Here is a 15,118-nt window from a genome sequence, read left to right on the forward strand (position 1 = left end):
GCGAGTGACTCCCAGGACTGTGATGACGATCGGCGCCGTTGCGCTCGCCCTCGTGGTGGGCAACGGCCAGTCGGTCGACCACTGGTCCGGCCAGGACGCCGACCGCGCCGCTGCCGCTGAGCCGACCGCGTCCGCCACCCGCACCGCCGATCCCGTGCCGACGTGGCGCCCGGTGTCGGCCGACGCGCTGCGGTCCGTCGACGCCGTCCAGCTACGGGCCGAGTCGATCGTCCTCAGCTCCGACGACCACACCGTCACGACCGTGTCCATGCGGGACGCCAAGCACACCGTGGGGGTCCTCGACCGCATCCTCGGCACCCCGGCTCGGACCCAGACCGCTGTCGGCGACGCCGGCAGGTGCGTCCCGGCCAGCACGACCTCGACGTGGGGCGGAGCCCTCCGCGTCGCCGCCCTGTCGGAGCCCGGCACTGCCGGCAACCGGGTCGAGATCCGGGTGCTCCGCGACCACGTCCGCTCCCGCCTCGGCGACGTCATCGAGCTGTCCGGCCCCGACGGGGTGCAGGTCGGCGACGACGTGTCGGAGCAGATCGACGACGCACCGAAGAGCGACCGGGAGTCCCTCGGGTCGGACGACGCCCAGGCGTGGCAGCTGCTGCTCCAGCGCGGGTGGTCCGACGACCACGCTGTCGATGGTGACGGCGACCACGGCGGCGCGGCCGACCACGAGCGTTCGACCGACCGTGACCGTCAGGCCGACGGCGCGGGGTCGGCCGGCGGCGCGCGGTCGTCCGACGGCGCCAACGGGGTCTCGGTCCTGACCGACGACTCCACCGTCACTGTGATCGGGTCGCCGATGCCGATCCGGCCCGCCCGCGGCTGCTGACGAACCGGCACGCCCGCTGCGGCTGCTGACGCCTCAGATCCGGATCGTCGCGATCACCGGGAAGTGGTCGCTCGCGAACCAGGTCTCCGGCCCGTCGTGGTCGATCCGCACCCGGTCGACCCCGGCGACGTCACGCGTGGACACCCAGTCGATGCGCTCCCCGGTCGCCACCGGCGGCGCCCACTCGTTGTAGGAGGCCGTGCGGTCCTCCGGGTCCCCCGCGACCGTCCACGCGTCGGAGTACCCGGCGTCGGCGAACACCCGCGACGCCGCACCCGACCCGGCCGGCTCGTTGCAGTCCCCCGCGAAGAGCACCGGACCGTCGACGACCGACAGCCGCTGCACGATGAGCGCGGCGCTGCGTGCGCGGACCTCGTCGCCGTGCGGGCCCTGCTCGTGGTCCATGTGGGTGGTCAGCAGGGTGAACGCGGGGCCGTCGGTGTCGAGGAACCGCACGTGGTTCGCGATCCGCGGGTACAGGCTGCCCCAGGTGTTCGACACCGGCTCGTCCGGGGTGTCCGACAGCCAGAACGAACCCGACTCGACCGGCCGGAAGCGGTCGCGCCGGTAGAACACCGCAGCGTGCTCGCCCGCGGTCCCGCCCTCGCGCCCCTGGCCGACGGCGTCGTGGTCGGGCAGGCCCGCGCGGAGGGCGTCCATCTGGTGGTCGAAGGCCTCCTGCACGCAGAGCAGGTCCGGGTCGTTGCGGCGGATGACGTCGAGGACGACGGGCAGTCGAGCGGGCCAGTCGTGCACCGGGTCCGGGTTCTTGATGTTGTAGGTCATGAGGGTGATCGGGCGTGCGGTGCTGGTCACCCGTCGAACCTACCCACACGCTCCCCGGAGCCTCCGCGGCCTTCGCCGGTGGGACCGACCAGGGTCCGCCGGAGCGTCAGCACACCGTCGCGCGCCCGGGACTTCGCCGTGCCGGTGGGGACCCCGAGCGCCAGCCCGAGCTCGGGCCCGGACAGGTCGGCCAGGTAGCGCAGGACGACCGCGCGCCGCTGTCGCTCCGGCAGCGACCCCAGTGCCCGGCGGAGTGCCAGCCGGTCGAGCACCGCCTCGGCACGGTCGAGCGAACTGTGGTCGACGGCCTCGTGGTCGCGGATGCCGAGGCGCCGGTCGCGCTCGCGGTCCGCCTGGGTCTTCCGCACCCGGTCGATGGCCCGACGGGTCGCGATGGTCCGGATCCAGGCGATCGCCGGGTGCGACGGGTCGTAGCGGGGTGCGAGCCGCCAGACCTCGAGCATCACCTCCTGCGTGACGTCCTCGGCGAGCCAGGCGTCGTGCAGCTGCCGCCGGGCGACCTGCAGCACGAGCGGCCGGAACCGTTCGTCGAGCTGACGGAAGGCCTGCCGGTCCCCCGCGGCGACCCGCAGCAGCAGGGCGCGCTCCTCGTCTCGTCGTCGGCACAGCTCGTCGTCCACACCGTGCAATGTGACATGTCAGCCTGGACGGCAGCGGCGAAGGGTGTGGCGGTGCCGCGCGGACGCGGTCGGCGTCAGTTGATGCAGACGCCGTCCTGGCCGTACTCGTGGACGGCGGTGGACGACGGGCTCGGCTCGGCGGGCTGCGGCGCGGCGGCCTCCTTCGACGGCTCGGCCGGGGAGGTCGTCTCGGTGCCCGGCTGGGCGGCGGCCTGCGGCGTCTTGCCGTCGGTGCCGAGCACCAGGGTGACCCCCTGCACGGCGGTGCTCTGGACCGGCACCGCGCCGGGCACGACGGCGACCAGGGCCTTGGCCTGCGCCTCCATGCCGGCCGGGTACTGCACCATGGTCGTCGCCGTGGTCTCCGACGAGCCGGGGGCGCCGACCTGGAACCCGCGTCCGGCGAGGACCGACGAGGCGGCGGCTGCGGCGCCCGTGACACCACTGCCGTTCGAGACCGTCACCGCGACGGACCCCGCGGCAGCCGCGGTCGCCTTCGTGTACGCCGGCGGCTCGCCGACCAGGCTCTGCACGAACGCGGGCATGCCGGCCGTGTCGACCTGGACGATCGACAGCGCCGACCCGTTCGGGTAGATGGTCGGGGTGCCGAGGATCGGGATCGTCGCGGACTTGATGTTCGACGGGCGCAGGTTGCTCATCTGCCGCGCCAGGGTCAGCATGTCGAGCCCCTGGTCGGTCTCCACCGAGCTGCCGATCGCGTCGATGACGTTCGTGGTCTTCACCGGGTTGAGCAGGGTGCCGGCGGAGAGGATCTTCCGCGCCTCCTGCGACAGGAAGTACTGCTGCCGCACCTGGCGGTCGAGGTCGCCGTTCGGCAGACCGTGCCGCTGGCGGACGAACGACAGCGCCTGCGAGGGGCTCAGCTCCGAGACGCCGGCCGGCAGGTCCACGCCGGAGTAGTCGTCCTTGACGGCCTGGTTCAGGCAGACGTTCACCGGCCCGAGCTGCTTGACGATCTCGTAGAAGCCGAGCAGCGAGACGCGCACGTAGTGGTCGATCGTCAGCCCGCTGAGGCCCTGGATCGTCGCGATCAGCTTCTTCGCACCACCGGAGTCACCACCGCCGTTCATCGTGCCGTACGAGAAGGCGCTGTTCAGCTTGCCCTTGCCGACGCCCGGGATGTCGACGTACGAGTCGCGGGGGAACGAGATCATCGTCGCGCTCCGACCGTCCGCGGCGATGTGCAGCACGATCATGGTGTCGGTGTTGGTCGCACCGCCGTCGGACTCGGTGTTCAGCTCGGCCATCTGCTCCGGCGTCGCGTTGTCCGGGCGGTGGTCGTCGCCGACGAGCAGGATGTTCATCGCCTGGCCGTCGACGTCGTCCTTCGCGGGCGGTGCGCTGCCGATGGCGTCCACCTTCGTGACGCTGCTGGCCAGGCGGTTGTACGCGTACGCCGCGTACCCGCCGCTCAGCAGCACGGCCATGGTGAGGACACCGGCGACCGCGGGGAGGACGACTCCCCAGTGGCGCTTGCGGCGTCCGTGGCGGGGCGGCACGGCGCGATCGGCCCGGCGCGGCCTGGTCTCCTCGGGTGCGTTCGTCACGGGGAGAACCATAACCGTGGAGCGCGCAGATGACATGGATTCCGCCTGGACGACCTGTACGCCCTCCGGGAGGCCCGGTGCCGCAACACGCGCACCGCCTCCCGTCCGCGCATGGTCGCCCCGTACTGTCGGTGGGGTGTTCCTGACCGTCGTCGCCGTCTGTTGCGCCGCGGTGGCGGTCCCCCTGCTGGTGAACGGCGTCCGGGCCGCCCGACGGGGCGCGCGGAGCCTGACCCGGCTGCTCACGCTCGTCGCCGGCCTGGCCGTCCTGGCGCTGGGCGTCCTCGTCGCGGTGCTCGCGGCGGTCGGCACGACGGTGAGCACGGCGCTGCTCCTGCTGGTCCTGGCCCTGGCCGGGTACCTGGCGCTGGTGTTCCTCGTCTTCCTCGGCGCTGCCCTGACCTGCGGCCTCGTCCGGGTCACGGAGCAGGCCGAGTCGCTCGTGGTCCTCGGCTGCGGGCTCGTGCACGGCGCGGTCTCACCGATGCTGCGCTCCCGGCTGGACCGCACGCTCGAGGTGTTCCACCGCTCCGTCGCCGCCGGCCGCACCCCGGTCGTCGTCGCCTCCGGGGGTCAGGGTGAGGACGAGGACCGCACCGAGGCCGACGCGATGGCGGAGTACCTGGTCGCCCGAGGGGTGCCGGCCGAGCTCGTCCACCGCGAGGGCCGGTCGACGAACACCCGCGAGAACCTCCGCTTCTCGCAGGAGGTCCTGCGCGACGCGGGGGCGGGCGGCCGGACGCTCGTCGTCACGAACGACTACCACGTGGTGCGCACGGCGATGACGGCGCGACGGACCGGCCTCGACGCCCGCGTGCTCGGGGCACCGACGGCTCGGCAGTCGGTGCCGAGTGCGTTCCTCCGCGAGTTCGCGGCCGTGCTCGTGATGCACGGGTGGTGGCACCTCGGGGCGCTGGCCGCGATCGTGGTGCTGTGGGGCGTCGGGCTGGCGACCGGGGCGCTCCCGGCCTGACGCCGCTCAGCTCCGCTCGGTGCCGGCTGCTCAGCTCCGCTCGGTGCCGGCCGCTCAGCTCCGCTCGGTGCCGGCTGCTCAGCTCCGCTCGGGCAGCAGGTGCACGGCCTCCATGGCCAGTTCGGCGGCGATCGGGTCCGTCGCGCGCACGGCGTCACGGAGGTCGGCGATCCGCGGCGCGACGACGTCGACCGGCACGACCTCGGCGATCTCCGGCACGCGCAGCTTGAACGACAGCCCGTCGGTCGTCGCCCGGCACAACTGCGCGAGCGAGGCGTTGCCGCACGCGTCCGCCCACATCGCGTAGACGTCGGCGCCGTCGTGCGCCAGGGCTGCCTGCTCCCCCTTGCCGAGGCGCGTGAGCACCTGGTCGAGCGTCGCCACGACCGTGCGTCGCTCGGCGTCGCTGAAGCGCGGGACCGCCAGCCGGACGACGCCGCCGTAGATCACGCCGAGGGTCTGGTACGCGTCGAGCAGCTCGCCCTTGGTGGGTGCGGCGACCCGGGTGTACCGGTTCGGGGCCATCTCGATGAGTCCGGCGCGGGCCAGTTCGGCGAGCGCTTCGCGGATCGGGGTGCGGGACACACCGAGCCAGGCGATCAGGTCGTCGTCGTTGAGCCGTTCGCCGGGCTCCAGCGTGCCGTCCATGATCGCGTCCCGGATCTTGTCCTGGACGGTGTCGCGGAGGAGCTTGCGCTCGGCGGCGGGCTGCGTGGAGGGTACGGGCATGCGCTCAGCGTGTCACATGTCACGGGGTCGGCGCGAGAGCCGCGATGGCCACCAGGCCCGGCGGCCGAGGTCGAGCACGAGCGCGGGGACGAGCAACGAGCGGACCACCACGGTGTCGAGCAGCACGCCGAACGCGACGACGAAGGCGATCTGCACGAGGAACAGGATCGGGATCACGCCGAGGGCCGCGAAGGTGGCGGCGAGCACCACGCCCGCGGACGTGATCACCCCGCCGGTGGCCCCGAGCCCGCGCAGGACACCCTCGCGCGGGCCGTGGCGGAGCGTCTCCTCCCGCACGCGGGTCATGAGGAAGATGTTGTAGTCGACGCCGAGCGCCACCAGGAAGACGAACGAGAACAGCGGCACCGACGGATCGGCTCCGGGGAAGTGGAACAGGTGGTCGAAGACGAGCGCGCCGACGCCGAGCGCGGCCGCGAACGACACGATGACGCTGCCGATGAGGACGAGCGGCGTGACGACGCTCCGGAGCAGCAGCATGAGGATGAGCAGGATCACGACCAGGACGACGGGGATGATCAGCGTCCGGTCGCGGATGCCGGTGTCGTTCGTGTCGATCGCGGTCGCGGTGACCCCACCGACACGGGCACCGGGGTCGACGCGTTCGACCGCCGTCCGGAGGTCGCGGACGGTGCGCTCGGCCGCGGCCGAGTCGGCGGGGTCGGCGAGGGTCGCCTCGAGGAGCACCTGGCCCCGTGACACGGTCGGTTCGACAGCCGGGGCGCCGGGCGTCGTGCTCGTGGTGGCGTCCGTGCCGACGGTCGTGGTGCCGGAGGGCGCGTCCTTCGCGGCCGCGGTGACGCCGTCGACCCCGGTCACACCGGTGACGGCGGCGGCGAGCCGGTCGATCCGGTCGGCGTCCCCGAGCACGAGCGCCGGGCTGCCGGAACCACCGGGGAAGTGGTCGGCCAGGACGTCCTGGCCGTCGCGGGCCTGCGACTGCCCGATCACCAGGTCGCTCTGCGGGACCCCGTCGGCGCGCAGGCCGAGCAGACCGGTGCCCATCGCCAGCAGCCCGACGGTGCAGACCACCCAGACCACGCGGGAGCGCCGCCCGACGAGCCGGCCCACCCGTGCCCAGAGTCCGCGGGCGTCCGGGCCGGTGAGCACCGGGTGGGCGCTGCCGAACGCGGGGCGCAGCGGCCAGAACGCGGCTCGACGGAAGCAGAGGAGCAGCGCGGGCAGCAGGGTGAGGGCGGCGAGCACGCTGAACGCGATGCCGATCGCCGCGACCGGGCCGAGCGCCTTGTTCGAGTTGAGGTCCGACAGCAGCAGGCACAGCACGCCGACGATGACCGTGCCGCCCGAGGCGATGATCGGCTCGAGGCTGCCGCGGAGTGCGGCCTTCGTGGCGTCCCACCCGGTGCGGTGGTCACGGAGGGCCTCGCGGTACCGGGACGTGTAGAGGAGTGCGTAGTCGGTCGCGGCCCCGATCACCAGGATCGAGAGGATGCCCTGCACCTGCCCGTTCACGGTGACGACCCCGGCCTTCGCCAGCGCCCAGACGACGAGGATCGAGGCGGTCAGGGCGAACACGGCGGTGGCGAGCACCAGGAACGGCAGCAGTGGTGAGCGGTAGACCACGATGAGGATGACGAGCACCGCGACGAGCGCGACCCCGAGCAGCAGGCCGTCGATGCCCGCGAACGCCTCGGTCAGGTCGGCGGTGAAGCCCGCCGGCCCGGTCACGTACCCGCGGAGCCCGTCCGGCAGGGCGCCCTCGACGTCCGTCCGGATCGCGGCGACCGCGTCCCCGGTCTCGGCCGAGGCGGTCAGCGTGGCGACGACCTCGACCGCGTCGCCGTCCTCGCTCGGGATGACCGGGCTGACCTGGTCGACGTCGTCCCGGTCCCCCAGGGCCGCGGCGATCCGTCCGGCCGCGGCGGTGTCGGTGGACGTCAGCCCGCCGTCCCGCTCGAGCACGACGATGGCCGGTGCCCCGCTGGCGTCCCGGAAGTCGCTGCTGCGGTCCTGCACCGCGGTGGCGTCGGCAGAGGCCGGCAGGAACGAGGTCTGGTCGTTCGTGGAGACCTCGGCGATCCGACCGAAGAACGGGCCGCCGACCGAGGCGACGACCAGCCAGACGAGGATGACGAGCGCGGGGATCGCGATGCGGAGGGAACGGGGCACGACGGCGAGCGTACACCGATCGTCAGCATGCTGAACACTTTTCCGGAGGCCGGGACCGGTGGACTGCTCCACCGTAGACTCGGGGCATGGAGGACCAGTCCGCGCAGTGGCCGATCGGACGCCTGCTCGCCGCCGCGTCCCGTGCCGTGGAACGCGAGTGGGACGAACGCCTCCGGGCCATCGGGCTGCAGCACGCCGCCCTCATCGCGCTCGACATCGCGTTGCGCACCGGGCCGACCGGCGCCGACGTCATCGCCCGGACCGCGCGTGTCCAGCCGCAGACGATGTCCCGCACCCTCGAGCGCCTGGAGCGCGACGGGATGATCGAGCGCAGCCCGCACCCGGAGGACGGCCGTCGGCGACTCGTCACGGTCACCGACCACGGGCGGCGGATGTGGGAGACCGCGCGGCACATCGAGCGCGAGGTGCTGCCGGACGACCCGGAGCTCCGCGCCCGGCTCAGCGCGATCGTGGCCGGCGTGCAGCGGTCCGCTCCCCACGAGGTACTTGCACCTGATATGTGAGATGTGTCACCCTGGATGAGTCGGTGCCTCGGCCGGCCTGTCCCCAGGGAGTCCCATGTCCGGCCGTCGAGCCCTCGCCCCGAACGACCGTCGACGCCCACTCCGCACCGCCCTGCTCGTCGCCACCGGGCTGCTCACCGTCGTGACGATCGTCCTCGCCGTCGTGGTGAGCGCCTTCGTCAGCGGACTGGCGGACCGCTACGACGCCGGGCGGACGGTCATCGAGTCCGCGTTCCCGGATGCCGGTCGGCCCGCACCCGCCGGAGACGCCGAGGACGCCGTCACCGTGCTGCTCATCGGCTCGGACTCCCGCGCCCGACTCGACCCGGGGCACGACCGCACCGACGGCGGCCGGTCGGACGTGCTGATGCTCGCGCACGTGTCGGGTGACCGGCGGCACGTCTCCCTGGTCTCGGTCCTCCGCGACTCCTGGGTCGACGTCCCCGGTCACGGCACCGCGAAGATCAACGCCGCGTACTCGTGGGGCGGCGTCCCCCTGACGGTGCAGACCGTCGAGCAGCTCCTCGACGTCCGGATCGACCACGTCGCCGAGATCGACTTCGCGGGCTTCGCCGGCATGACCGATGCACTGGGCGGTGTCACCGTCGAGTCCTCGACCGCGTTCGACGCCCGGGGACACCACTTCCGGGTCGGACCGAACCACCTCGACGGGGCGGCGGCGCTCGCCTTCGTCCGGGAGCGGTACGCCTTCGCCGACGCCGACCACACCAGGGTGCGGAACCAGCAGGCGTTCCTGCGCGCCCTCGTCCAGCGGGTCCTGTCCGAGGACACCCTGACGAGCCCGGGGCGGATCCGGCAGTTCGTGTCCTCGAGCAGCGAGTACCTCTCGGTGGACCCCGGCCTGGACTTCTCGACACTCGTCGGACTGGGGTGGTCGCTCCGTGACTTCCGCGTGCAGGACCTCGACACCGTGACCCTGCCGACGGCCGGTGGCGGCACGAGCGACGACGGGCAGTCCTACGTCCGGGTCGACCAGTCCGCTGTCGCCAGCCTGTCGATCGCGCTGCGGTCCGACGACCTGTCCGGCTGGATCGCGACGCACCCGTCCGGGTGATCCGCGCCTCCCGGTCGCCGCACGGCTGCCGGCCGGCCCCGTGACTCCGGGTGTCCCCCTTCCACCCGGACGACGAAGCGCCCCACGACCGAGGTCGTGGGGCGCTTCCGATCGGCGCGAGACGCGGTGCGTCAGGCCGGGAGCTGCAGGGTCTGTCCTGCGTAGATGAGGTTCGCGTCGTCGACGGTCGACGTGTTCGCCGCCCACAGCTGCTTCCAGCCGCCCTCGACGCCGAGCTTCGTCGCGATGGTGTCGAGCGTGTCGCCCGAGGCCACCGTGTAGGTCTTGCCACTGGTCGGGACCGCGGCCGGCTTGGTCGCGGTCGCCGACGGGGCCGGCGTGCTCGCGACGGCCTTCGGGGCCGTGGCCTTCGGCGCCGCCGCCTGCGGTGCCGGGGCAGCCTGACGGGTCGGTGCCGCCGGGGCAGCCACCTGCGGAGCCGGGGCCGCCTGCTGGGCGACCGGGGCCGGCGCGGCGCCGGTCGTGCCGCTCAGACCGAGCTTCGCGGAGCACGCGGGCCAGGCGCCCCAGCCCTGCGAGGCGAGGACGTTCTCGGCCACGGCGATCTGCGTCTCGCGGCTCGCGCCGGCCGGGCTGCCCGTGCCGCCGTTGGCGGTCCAGGTGCTCTGCGTGAACTGCAGTCCGCCGTAGTAGCCGTTGCCGGTGTTCGCGGCCCAGTTGCCGCTCGACTCGCAGGCCGCCAGGGCGTCCCAGGTCGAGCCGTCGGCCGCGCTGGCCGGTGCAGCCGCGAGACCGACGCCCGTGGCGGCGATGCCGGCGAAGGCGAGTCCGCCGACGAGGGCGCGAGTTCGGGTGTGGTTCTTCATGTCGTTGCTCCACCGGGGTCGCCTCGTCGTTCCCGACGCCGGCTGCCCACCCCGACCGATCGCGGTCAGTCTGATGGTGTCGCCGGGGGCAGCCTCCGCGCCGGCGTCACGGTGGGCCACCATAGGAAACTCGCGCCCGTTATCAAACTGAGACCAACGGTTCTACCCAGCAGTGCTATGTACCCCTTCTGGACCCTGTACGCATCGATGCCCATGAGCACGGCGATCGGCCGTCCCCCGGCCTCCGACCTTCCGAATTCCCTGACAATCGCGGATCCGGGTGACCGATCGGCGGACGGGAGGCGCGGGGCGGGCCCGCACCGCGCCTCCCGTTCGTCAGTCCCGCGACAGCAGGGTGACGGCCTCGAGGTGCCCCGTCTGCGGGAACATGTCGAGCACGCGGACCCGGCGCAGCCGGAACGACGGCATCACCGCGAGGTCGCGGGCGAGCGTCACCGGGTTGCAGCTGGAGTAGACGACGTGCCGGACCTCGGAGGCCTCCAACCACCCGGCGAGCTCCGCACCGATACCGCGCCGCGGCGGGTTGACGACGACGAGTTCCGGGGCGGTACCGGGGCGGGCGCGCAGCGCGTGGGCGGTGGCGTCGGCGGCGGCGAAGCGGACGTCGGTCAGGCCGGCCTCGCGGGCGGACTGCTTCGCAGACACGATCGCCTCGCGGCTGGTCTCGATGCCGGTGACCGATCGACCCGGACGTGCGGCGTGCAGCGCGAACCCGCCGACGCCGCAGTACAGGTCCCACATCGAGGCCGGGTCGACCTCGTCGATCCACGCCGACGCCTGCGCGTACAGCTGGGTGGCCACGGACGTGTTCGTCTGGAAGAAGCTCTGCGGGCGCAGGTGCATGGTCACCGGGCCCAGGCGCATCGGCAGGGTCTGCTGCTCGGTGAGGACGACCTCCCGGTCCCCCTCGGTCACGGCCTTGTGCTCGGGCAGCAGGTTCGCCGTGACCACGACGGCCTGCGGCAGGACCCGACGGAGGTCGTCGAGCCGGTCACGCAGGCGCGGCAGCTGCCCCTCGCTGCGGAGCACGAACCGGACCATCAGCTCGCCGTCCGGTGACTCGGTGACGAGCACGTACTTCAGCTCGCCGCGGCGCTGCCGGACGTCGTACGGCATGAACCCGGCGGACGCGATGAAGTCGGCCAGGACCGGCAGCGCGTGCTGGATGCCGGGCGTGCAGATGCCGCAGTGGCGCAGGTCGACCCCGCGCTGCCGCTCGTCGAGGATCCCGACGGTGGGCTGCTGCACCGTGCCGCCGACGACCATCTTCGCCTTGTTGCGGTAGCCGGACTCCGGGCTGGTGATCGCCGGCAGCCACTCGACCGCCCCCGGACCACCCGCCGCGTCGACGGCGTCGTGCAGGAGTTCCCGGGTGCGGAGCTCCTTGTCGAGGACCTGGTCTCCGTATGGCTGACCCATCAGGGTGCACGACCGGCAGACCCCGCGGTCGAAGTAGTCGCACTGCATGGCCGAGTCAGGATACGTCAGCGGCGGGCGGCGTCCCGGGTGGTGGTCCGGATGCGGTGCACCGAGGTCGTCGCGGTGATGAACAGGTCGCGGCCGTCGTCGCCGCCGAAGCACAGGTTCGCGACGGTCTCGGGCACCGGGACCACGCCGATCCGGGTACCGTCCGGCTCGTGGACGAACACGCCGACCGCCGCCGAGGTCCAGATCCGCCCGTCCTCGTCCACCCGGAGGCCGTCGGGCACGCCCTCGCCCGGGGCGAAGCGGACCAGGTCGCGGCCGTTCTTCACCCGCACCCCGGGGACGCCGGGCGCGGCCGGGGCGTCGGTGACGACGTCGTAGGCGCGGATCACCGGGCGGTCGCCGTCCGAGCTCGCGACGTACAGCACCCGCTCGTCGGGCGAGAACGCCAGACCGTTCGGCTCGTCGACGTCGAGGACGACCGGGCGCAGGTCCTCGCCGTCCGGGCCGCAGCGGAACACCCAGTGGTCGCCGTACTCCCGCTCGCCGGGGTGTCCCTCGCGCGGCTGCGTGATGCCGTAGGCCGGGTCGGTGAACCAGACGCTGCCGTCCCGTGCGACGACGACGTCGTTCGGGGAGTTGTAGGCGACCGCACCCCACCGCGTCGTGATCGGTGTGACGACGCCGTCCCGGTCACGCTCGACCCGCCGTCGTCCGTGCGAGCACTGCACCACCGAGCCGTCGTGGTCGAGCGTCCGGCCGTTGGTGAACTCGACCCCGTCGGCGTACACCGAGACCGTGCCGTCCGACGCTGCCCACTGCAGGACGCGGTCCCCGGGGATGTCCGACCAGCGGAGCGTCCGGGTCGCCGGGACCCAGCACGGCCCCTCGGCCCAGGTGCTGCCGGTGTGCAGGGTCTCGAGCGCGGTGGGGTCGGGGACGAGGTCGGTGAGGCGCGGCACGGGTTCTCCTTCGAACGTGCGTCCACGCTAGTGCGCGACCGCGACCGCGACCGCGACCGCGACCCCGACCCCGACGGGCACGGGCACGGGCACGGGCACGAGCGACGGCTGGGTGGGTCAGGCCGCCGCGGCAGCCGCCTCGCCGCGTCGACGCACGGCCTTCTCGATCGCGGAGATCCCGAGGCCGAGCAGGATCGAGGCCACGACCGCGAGCACGGTCACCAGGAACGGCTGCTCCCGACTCCAGTGCCCGGTGGCCGCGGCGATCCCGACGCAGTACGCCGCCCAGACGACGTCGGCGAGCGCGCAGCTGAGCAGGAACCGCCGGACGTCGAGCCCGCTGTCGGCGCCGACCAGGTTCGTCGTCAGCCGGCCCATCGGGATGAAGCGTCCGAGGACCGCGATGCGACCCGGGGCCGCGCGGTACCGCTCGTCGATCGACTCCCGGGCCTTCCGGACCTTGGGCCGGGCGAACCAGGACTTCGAGCCGAGGTCGACCGACCGGGCCAGCTGGTAGAGCGCGAGGTCCCCGAGCACCATGCCGATCGTGGCCGCGACGACCAGGAGCAGGACCGGCAGGAGTCCACCGTCACCGCCCACCAGGAGCGTGCCGATCGCGACGACCATCGCCTGGCTGGGCAGGAAGACCGCGATGCTGCCGACGGCGAGCACGAGGCCGACGACCAGGAACGCCCACGGGGTGCCGACGAGCTGCAGCACCACCTGTTCTGCTGCGTCCACTGCGCACCCTCCACGGCACGAGCCTGACGCGCCGCTGTCGATCATCTCAGGTCCGGCGCCGCCCGGTGCGCCGGTTGCGGTGTCCGGCGGTCAGTGCTGCGACACCGGTGAGAGGACGAGCTCGTCGATCCGGACGTGCGCCGGGGCGTCGAGCACGAAGCCGATCGCCCGGCCGACGTCCTCCGGCGTGAGCATCACCGCGCGGGCCGCCGCGTCCGGCACGTTCGGGCGCTGCTCGAGGAAGTCGGTCGCGACGTCGCCCGGGCACAGGTGCGTGGCGCGGACGCCGTGCCGCGCCTCCTGCTGGTTGAGCGTGCGGACGACCGGACCGAGCGCCGTCTTGCTCGCCGAGTACGCCACCCCGGCGCCCGGCTGCGACGACCACCCGGCGTACGAGGACACGACCACGACGACCCCGCCGGAGCGCCGGAGCGCGGGGAGCGCCGCGTCGACGACCTGCACCACCGCGGTCAGGTTGGTGTCGATCACGGCGCGGAGGTCCGTCATCGACTGGTCGTCCCACCGCCGCCGCGGGGAGTTCAGCCCGGCCGACAGCACCAGCCCGTCGATCCGGCCGTGTCGCTCGAGGACGGTGTCGCGGGCCGCGGTGACGGCCTCCGGGTCGGTGGCGTCGAGGGGCAGGACGTCCGCGGTGCCGCCCGTGGCGCGGATGCCGGTGGCGACCGCGTCGAGACGGTCGGTGCGTCGGCCGCTGAGGACGAGCCTCCAGCCCGACCGTGCCGCCACCTGCGCGGCGGCGGCACCCATGCCGCTGCCACCGCCGGTCACCCACAGGACCCGCTCGTCCACCGCCTGCTCCTCTGCCGTGCGCTCGTCCGTCATGGGTGGGACAGTAGACGCGTCGGCGTCGACGGACGCCCCGAAGGAGCGATCGATGCACCTCGACCTCAGCGACCGGGTGGTGGTCGTCACCGGCGCCGCCCGCGGGATCGGCCGGACCATCGCGGAGCGGTTCCGCCGGGAGGGCGCGCACGTGGTCGCGCTCGACCTGGCCGCGGCGCTCGCGGACCGCGCGACGGACGACCAGCCGGGAGGCCCGCCCAGCGTCCCCGACGCGGCCCACGTTGTCGGTGCCCACGCTGTCGGTGCCCACGCTGTCGGTGCCCACGCTGTCGGTGCCCACGCGGTCGCGGCTCACCCGCTCGAGGTGCTCGCCTGCGACGTCACCGACCCGGCGTCGGTGCGTGCCGCCGTCGACGAGGTCGTCGCCCGGCACGGCACGGTGGACGTCCTCGTCAACAACGCCGGCATCAACGTCGAGGGCCGGGTGGCGGACCTGGAGTGGGACGCCTGGCGGCGGTGCATGGACGTGAACCTCGGCGGCACCTTCCTCATGAGCCAGGCGGTGGCGCCCGTGATGCAGCGGGCAGGGCGCGGCCGGATCATCAACGCGGCGTCCTTCGCGGCGATCGTGCCGAGCGTGGGCAGTGCGGCGTACGCGGCGTCGAAGGCGGCCGTCGTGCAGTTCACCCGGGTCCTCGCGTCGGAACTCGGGCCGTGGGGCATCACGGTCAACGCCTACGCGCCGGGCATGGTGCCGACCGCGATGAACGGCTTCGCGACGATGCCGACCGCGGACCAGGACCGACTGCTCGACACCCTGTCGATCCGGCGGTGGGAGACGCCCGACGACGTGGCCGACGTGCTGCTCTTCCTGGCGAGCGACCTGTCGGGGTACGTCACGGGGACGCTGCTCGACGTGTCCGGCGGCAAGCTCGCGACCCAGATCCCGTCGCGGGCGTACGAGGACTGAGCCAGGGCCGGACAACCACGGCCGCGAGCGGGCAGAGTCGGCAGCAGTCTGGACCACCGCGACGGACCCTGTCCGCTCGC

General features: G+C 73.3%; 15 protein-coding genes. 5 read left to right on the plus strand and 10 right to left on the minus strand.

Features of this window, described 5'->3' with window-relative positions; all coding sequences use genetic code 11:
• Positions 1-4 precede the first annotated feature (4 nt).
• Entirely contained in the window at positions 5-844 is an 840-nt protein-coding gene (locus JOD51_RS15500; protein ID WP_204610073.1) for a hypothetical protein, read from the plus strand.
• Between the two features lie 33 nt (positions 845-877).
• On the opposite strand, the gene JOD51_RS15505 is transcribed toward JOD51_RS15500, so the two are convergent.
• From JOD51_RS15505 to JOD51_RS15515, 3 genes are all read right to left on the minus strand, one after another.
• A complete protein-coding gene (locus JOD51_RS15505) occupies positions 878-1,660 on the minus strand; it encodes an endonuclease/exonuclease/phosphatase family protein (protein ID WP_204610075.1) in 783 nt (260 codons plus the stop codon).
• Positions 1,657-2,271 carry a sigma-70 family RNA polymerase sigma factor gene (locus JOD51_RS15510; protein WP_204610077.1) on the minus strand — a complete coding sequence of 205 codons (615 nt, stop codon included), beginning with the start codon at positions 2,269-2,271 and terminating at the stop codon, positions 1,657-1,659. The genes JOD51_RS15505 and JOD51_RS15510 overlap by 4 nt, the downstream gene beginning before the upstream one ends.
• A 74-nt stretch (positions 2,272-2,345) precedes the next feature.
• Positions 2,346-3,839 carry an LCP family protein gene (locus tag JOD51_RS15515; RefSeq protein WP_259558544.1) on the minus strand — a complete coding sequence of 498 codons (1,494 nt, stop codon included), beginning with the start codon at positions 3,837-3,839 and terminating at the stop codon, positions 2,346-2,348.
• Between the two features lie 136 nt (positions 3,840-3,975).
• On the opposite strand from JOD51_RS15515, the gene JOD51_RS15520 reads away from it, so the two are divergent.
• On the plus strand, positions 3,976-4,812 hold the full coding sequence (locus tag JOD51_RS15520; protein WP_204610080.1) for a YdcF family protein: 837 nt from the start codon (positions 3,976-3,978) through the stop codon (positions 4,810-4,812).
• A 78-nt stretch (positions 4,813-4,890) separates the two neighbouring features.
• Here JOD51_RS15520 and JOD51_RS15525 read toward each other — a convergent pair whose 3' ends face one another.
• Together JOD51_RS15525 and JOD51_RS15530 are read right to left on the minus strand one after the other, a co-directional pair.
• Entirely contained in the window at positions 4,891-5,541 is a 651-nt protein-coding gene (locus tag JOD51_RS15525; RefSeq protein ID WP_204610081.1) for a GntR family transcriptional regulator, read from the minus strand.
• Positions 5,542-5,553: 12 nt separating this feature from the next.
• Positions 5,554-7,689: an MMPL family transporter gene (locus tag JOD51_RS15530; RefSeq protein WP_204610082.1), complete on the minus strand. Its 2,136-nt coding sequence runs from the start codon at positions 7,687-7,689 to the stop codon at positions 5,554-5,556.
• An 86-nt stretch (positions 7,690-7,775) separates the two neighbouring features.
• On the opposite strand from JOD51_RS15530, the gene JOD51_RS15535 reads away from it, so the two are divergent.
• Positions 7,776-8,213 carry a MarR family winged helix-turn-helix transcriptional regulator gene (locus tag JOD51_RS15535; RefSeq protein WP_204610086.1) on the plus strand — a complete coding sequence of 146 codons (438 nt, stop codon included), beginning with the start codon at positions 7,776-7,778 and terminating at the stop codon, positions 8,211-8,213.
• 55 nt (positions 8,214-8,268) lie between these two features.
• Positions 8,269-9,288 carry an LCP family protein gene (locus tag JOD51_RS15540; protein ID WP_204610088.1) on the plus strand — a complete coding sequence of 340 codons (1,020 nt, stop codon included), beginning with the start codon at positions 8,269-8,271 and terminating at the stop codon, positions 9,286-9,288.
• Between the two features lie 131 nt (positions 9,289-9,419).
• Here JOD51_RS15540 and JOD51_RS15545 read toward each other — a convergent pair whose 3' ends face one another.
• The 5 genes from JOD51_RS15545 to JOD51_RS15565 form a co-directional block, all read right to left on the minus strand.
• Positions 9,420-10,115 (minus strand): LysM peptidoglycan-binding domain-containing protein, encoded by a 696-nt coding sequence (locus JOD51_RS15545; protein WP_204610090.1) that lies wholly within the window; start codon positions 10,113-10,115, stop codon positions 9,420-9,422.
• A gap of 336 nt (positions 10,116-10,451) precedes the next feature.
• A complete protein-coding gene (gene rlmC, locus JOD51_RS15550; protein WP_204610092.1) occupies positions 10,452-11,603 on the minus strand; it encodes a 23S rRNA (uracil(747)-C(5))-methyltransferase RlmC in 1,152 nt (383 codons plus the stop codon).
• 17 nt (positions 11,604-11,620) lie between these two features.
• Positions 11,621-12,523 carry an SMP-30/gluconolactonase/LRE family protein gene (locus JOD51_RS15555; RefSeq protein ID WP_204610094.1) on the minus strand — a complete coding sequence of 301 codons (903 nt, stop codon included), beginning with the start codon at positions 12,521-12,523 and terminating at the stop codon, positions 11,621-11,623.
• Between the two features lie 117 nt (positions 12,524-12,640).
• Positions 12,641-13,264 carry a DedA family protein gene (locus tag JOD51_RS15560; protein WP_204610096.1) on the minus strand — a complete coding sequence of 208 codons (624 nt, stop codon included), beginning with the start codon at positions 13,262-13,264 and terminating at the stop codon, positions 12,641-12,643.
• Positions 13,265-13,354: 90 nt separating this feature from the next.
• The gene (locus JOD51_RS15565; RefSeq protein ID WP_204610105.1) at positions 13,355-14,107 is read right to left on the minus strand and encodes an SDR family oxidoreductase; all 753 of its coding nucleotides are present in this window, start codon (positions 14,105-14,107) and stop codon (positions 13,355-13,357) included.
• Positions 14,108-14,159: 52 nt separating this feature from the next.
• Between JOD51_RS15565 and JOD51_RS15570 the strand changes: the two genes are divergently transcribed.
• The gene (locus JOD51_RS15570) at positions 14,160-15,038 is read left to right on the plus strand and encodes an SDR family NAD(P)-dependent oxidoreductase (RefSeq protein WP_204610107.1); all 879 of its coding nucleotides are present in this window, start codon (positions 14,160-14,162) and stop codon (positions 15,036-15,038) included.
• The last annotated feature ends 80 nt before the right edge of the window (positions 15,039-15,118 follow it).

This window comes from Curtobacterium herbarum, from assembly GCF_016907335.1.
Classification (GTDB): domain Bacteria; phylum Actinomycetota; class Actinomycetes; order Actinomycetales; family Microbacteriaceae; genus Curtobacterium; species Curtobacterium herbarum.

Bases quoted from the DNA above. Each gene is read 5' to 3' on its own strand.
- JOD51_RS15525 (WP_204610081.1), bottom strand. From the start codon at position 5,541: ATGCCCGTACCCTCCACGCAGCCCGCCGCCGAGCGCAAGCTCCTCCGC.
- JOD51_RS15535 (WP_204610086.1), top strand. From the start codon at position 7,776: ATGGAGGACCAGTCCGCGCAGTGGCCGATCGGACGCCTGCTCGCCGCC.
- JOD51_RS15540 (WP_204610088.1), top strand. From the start codon at position 8,269: ATGTCCGGCCGTCGAGCCCTCGCCCCGAACGACCGTCGACGCCCACTC.
- JOD51_RS15545 (WP_204610090.1), bottom strand. From the start codon at position 10,115: ATGAAGAACCACACCCGAACTCGCGCCCTCGTCGGCGGACTCGCCTTC.
- rlmC (WP_204610092.1), bottom strand. From the start codon at position 11,603: ATGCAGTGCGACTACTTCGACCGCGGGGTCTGCCGGTCGTGCACCCTG.
- JOD51_RS15565 (WP_204610105.1), bottom strand. From the start codon at position 14,107: ATGACGGACGAGCGCACGGCAGAGGAGCAGGCGGTGGACGAGCGGGTC.
- JOD51_RS15570 (WP_204610107.1), top strand. From the start codon at position 14,160: ATGCACCTCGACCTCAGCGACCGGGTGGTGGTCGTCACCGGCGCCGCC.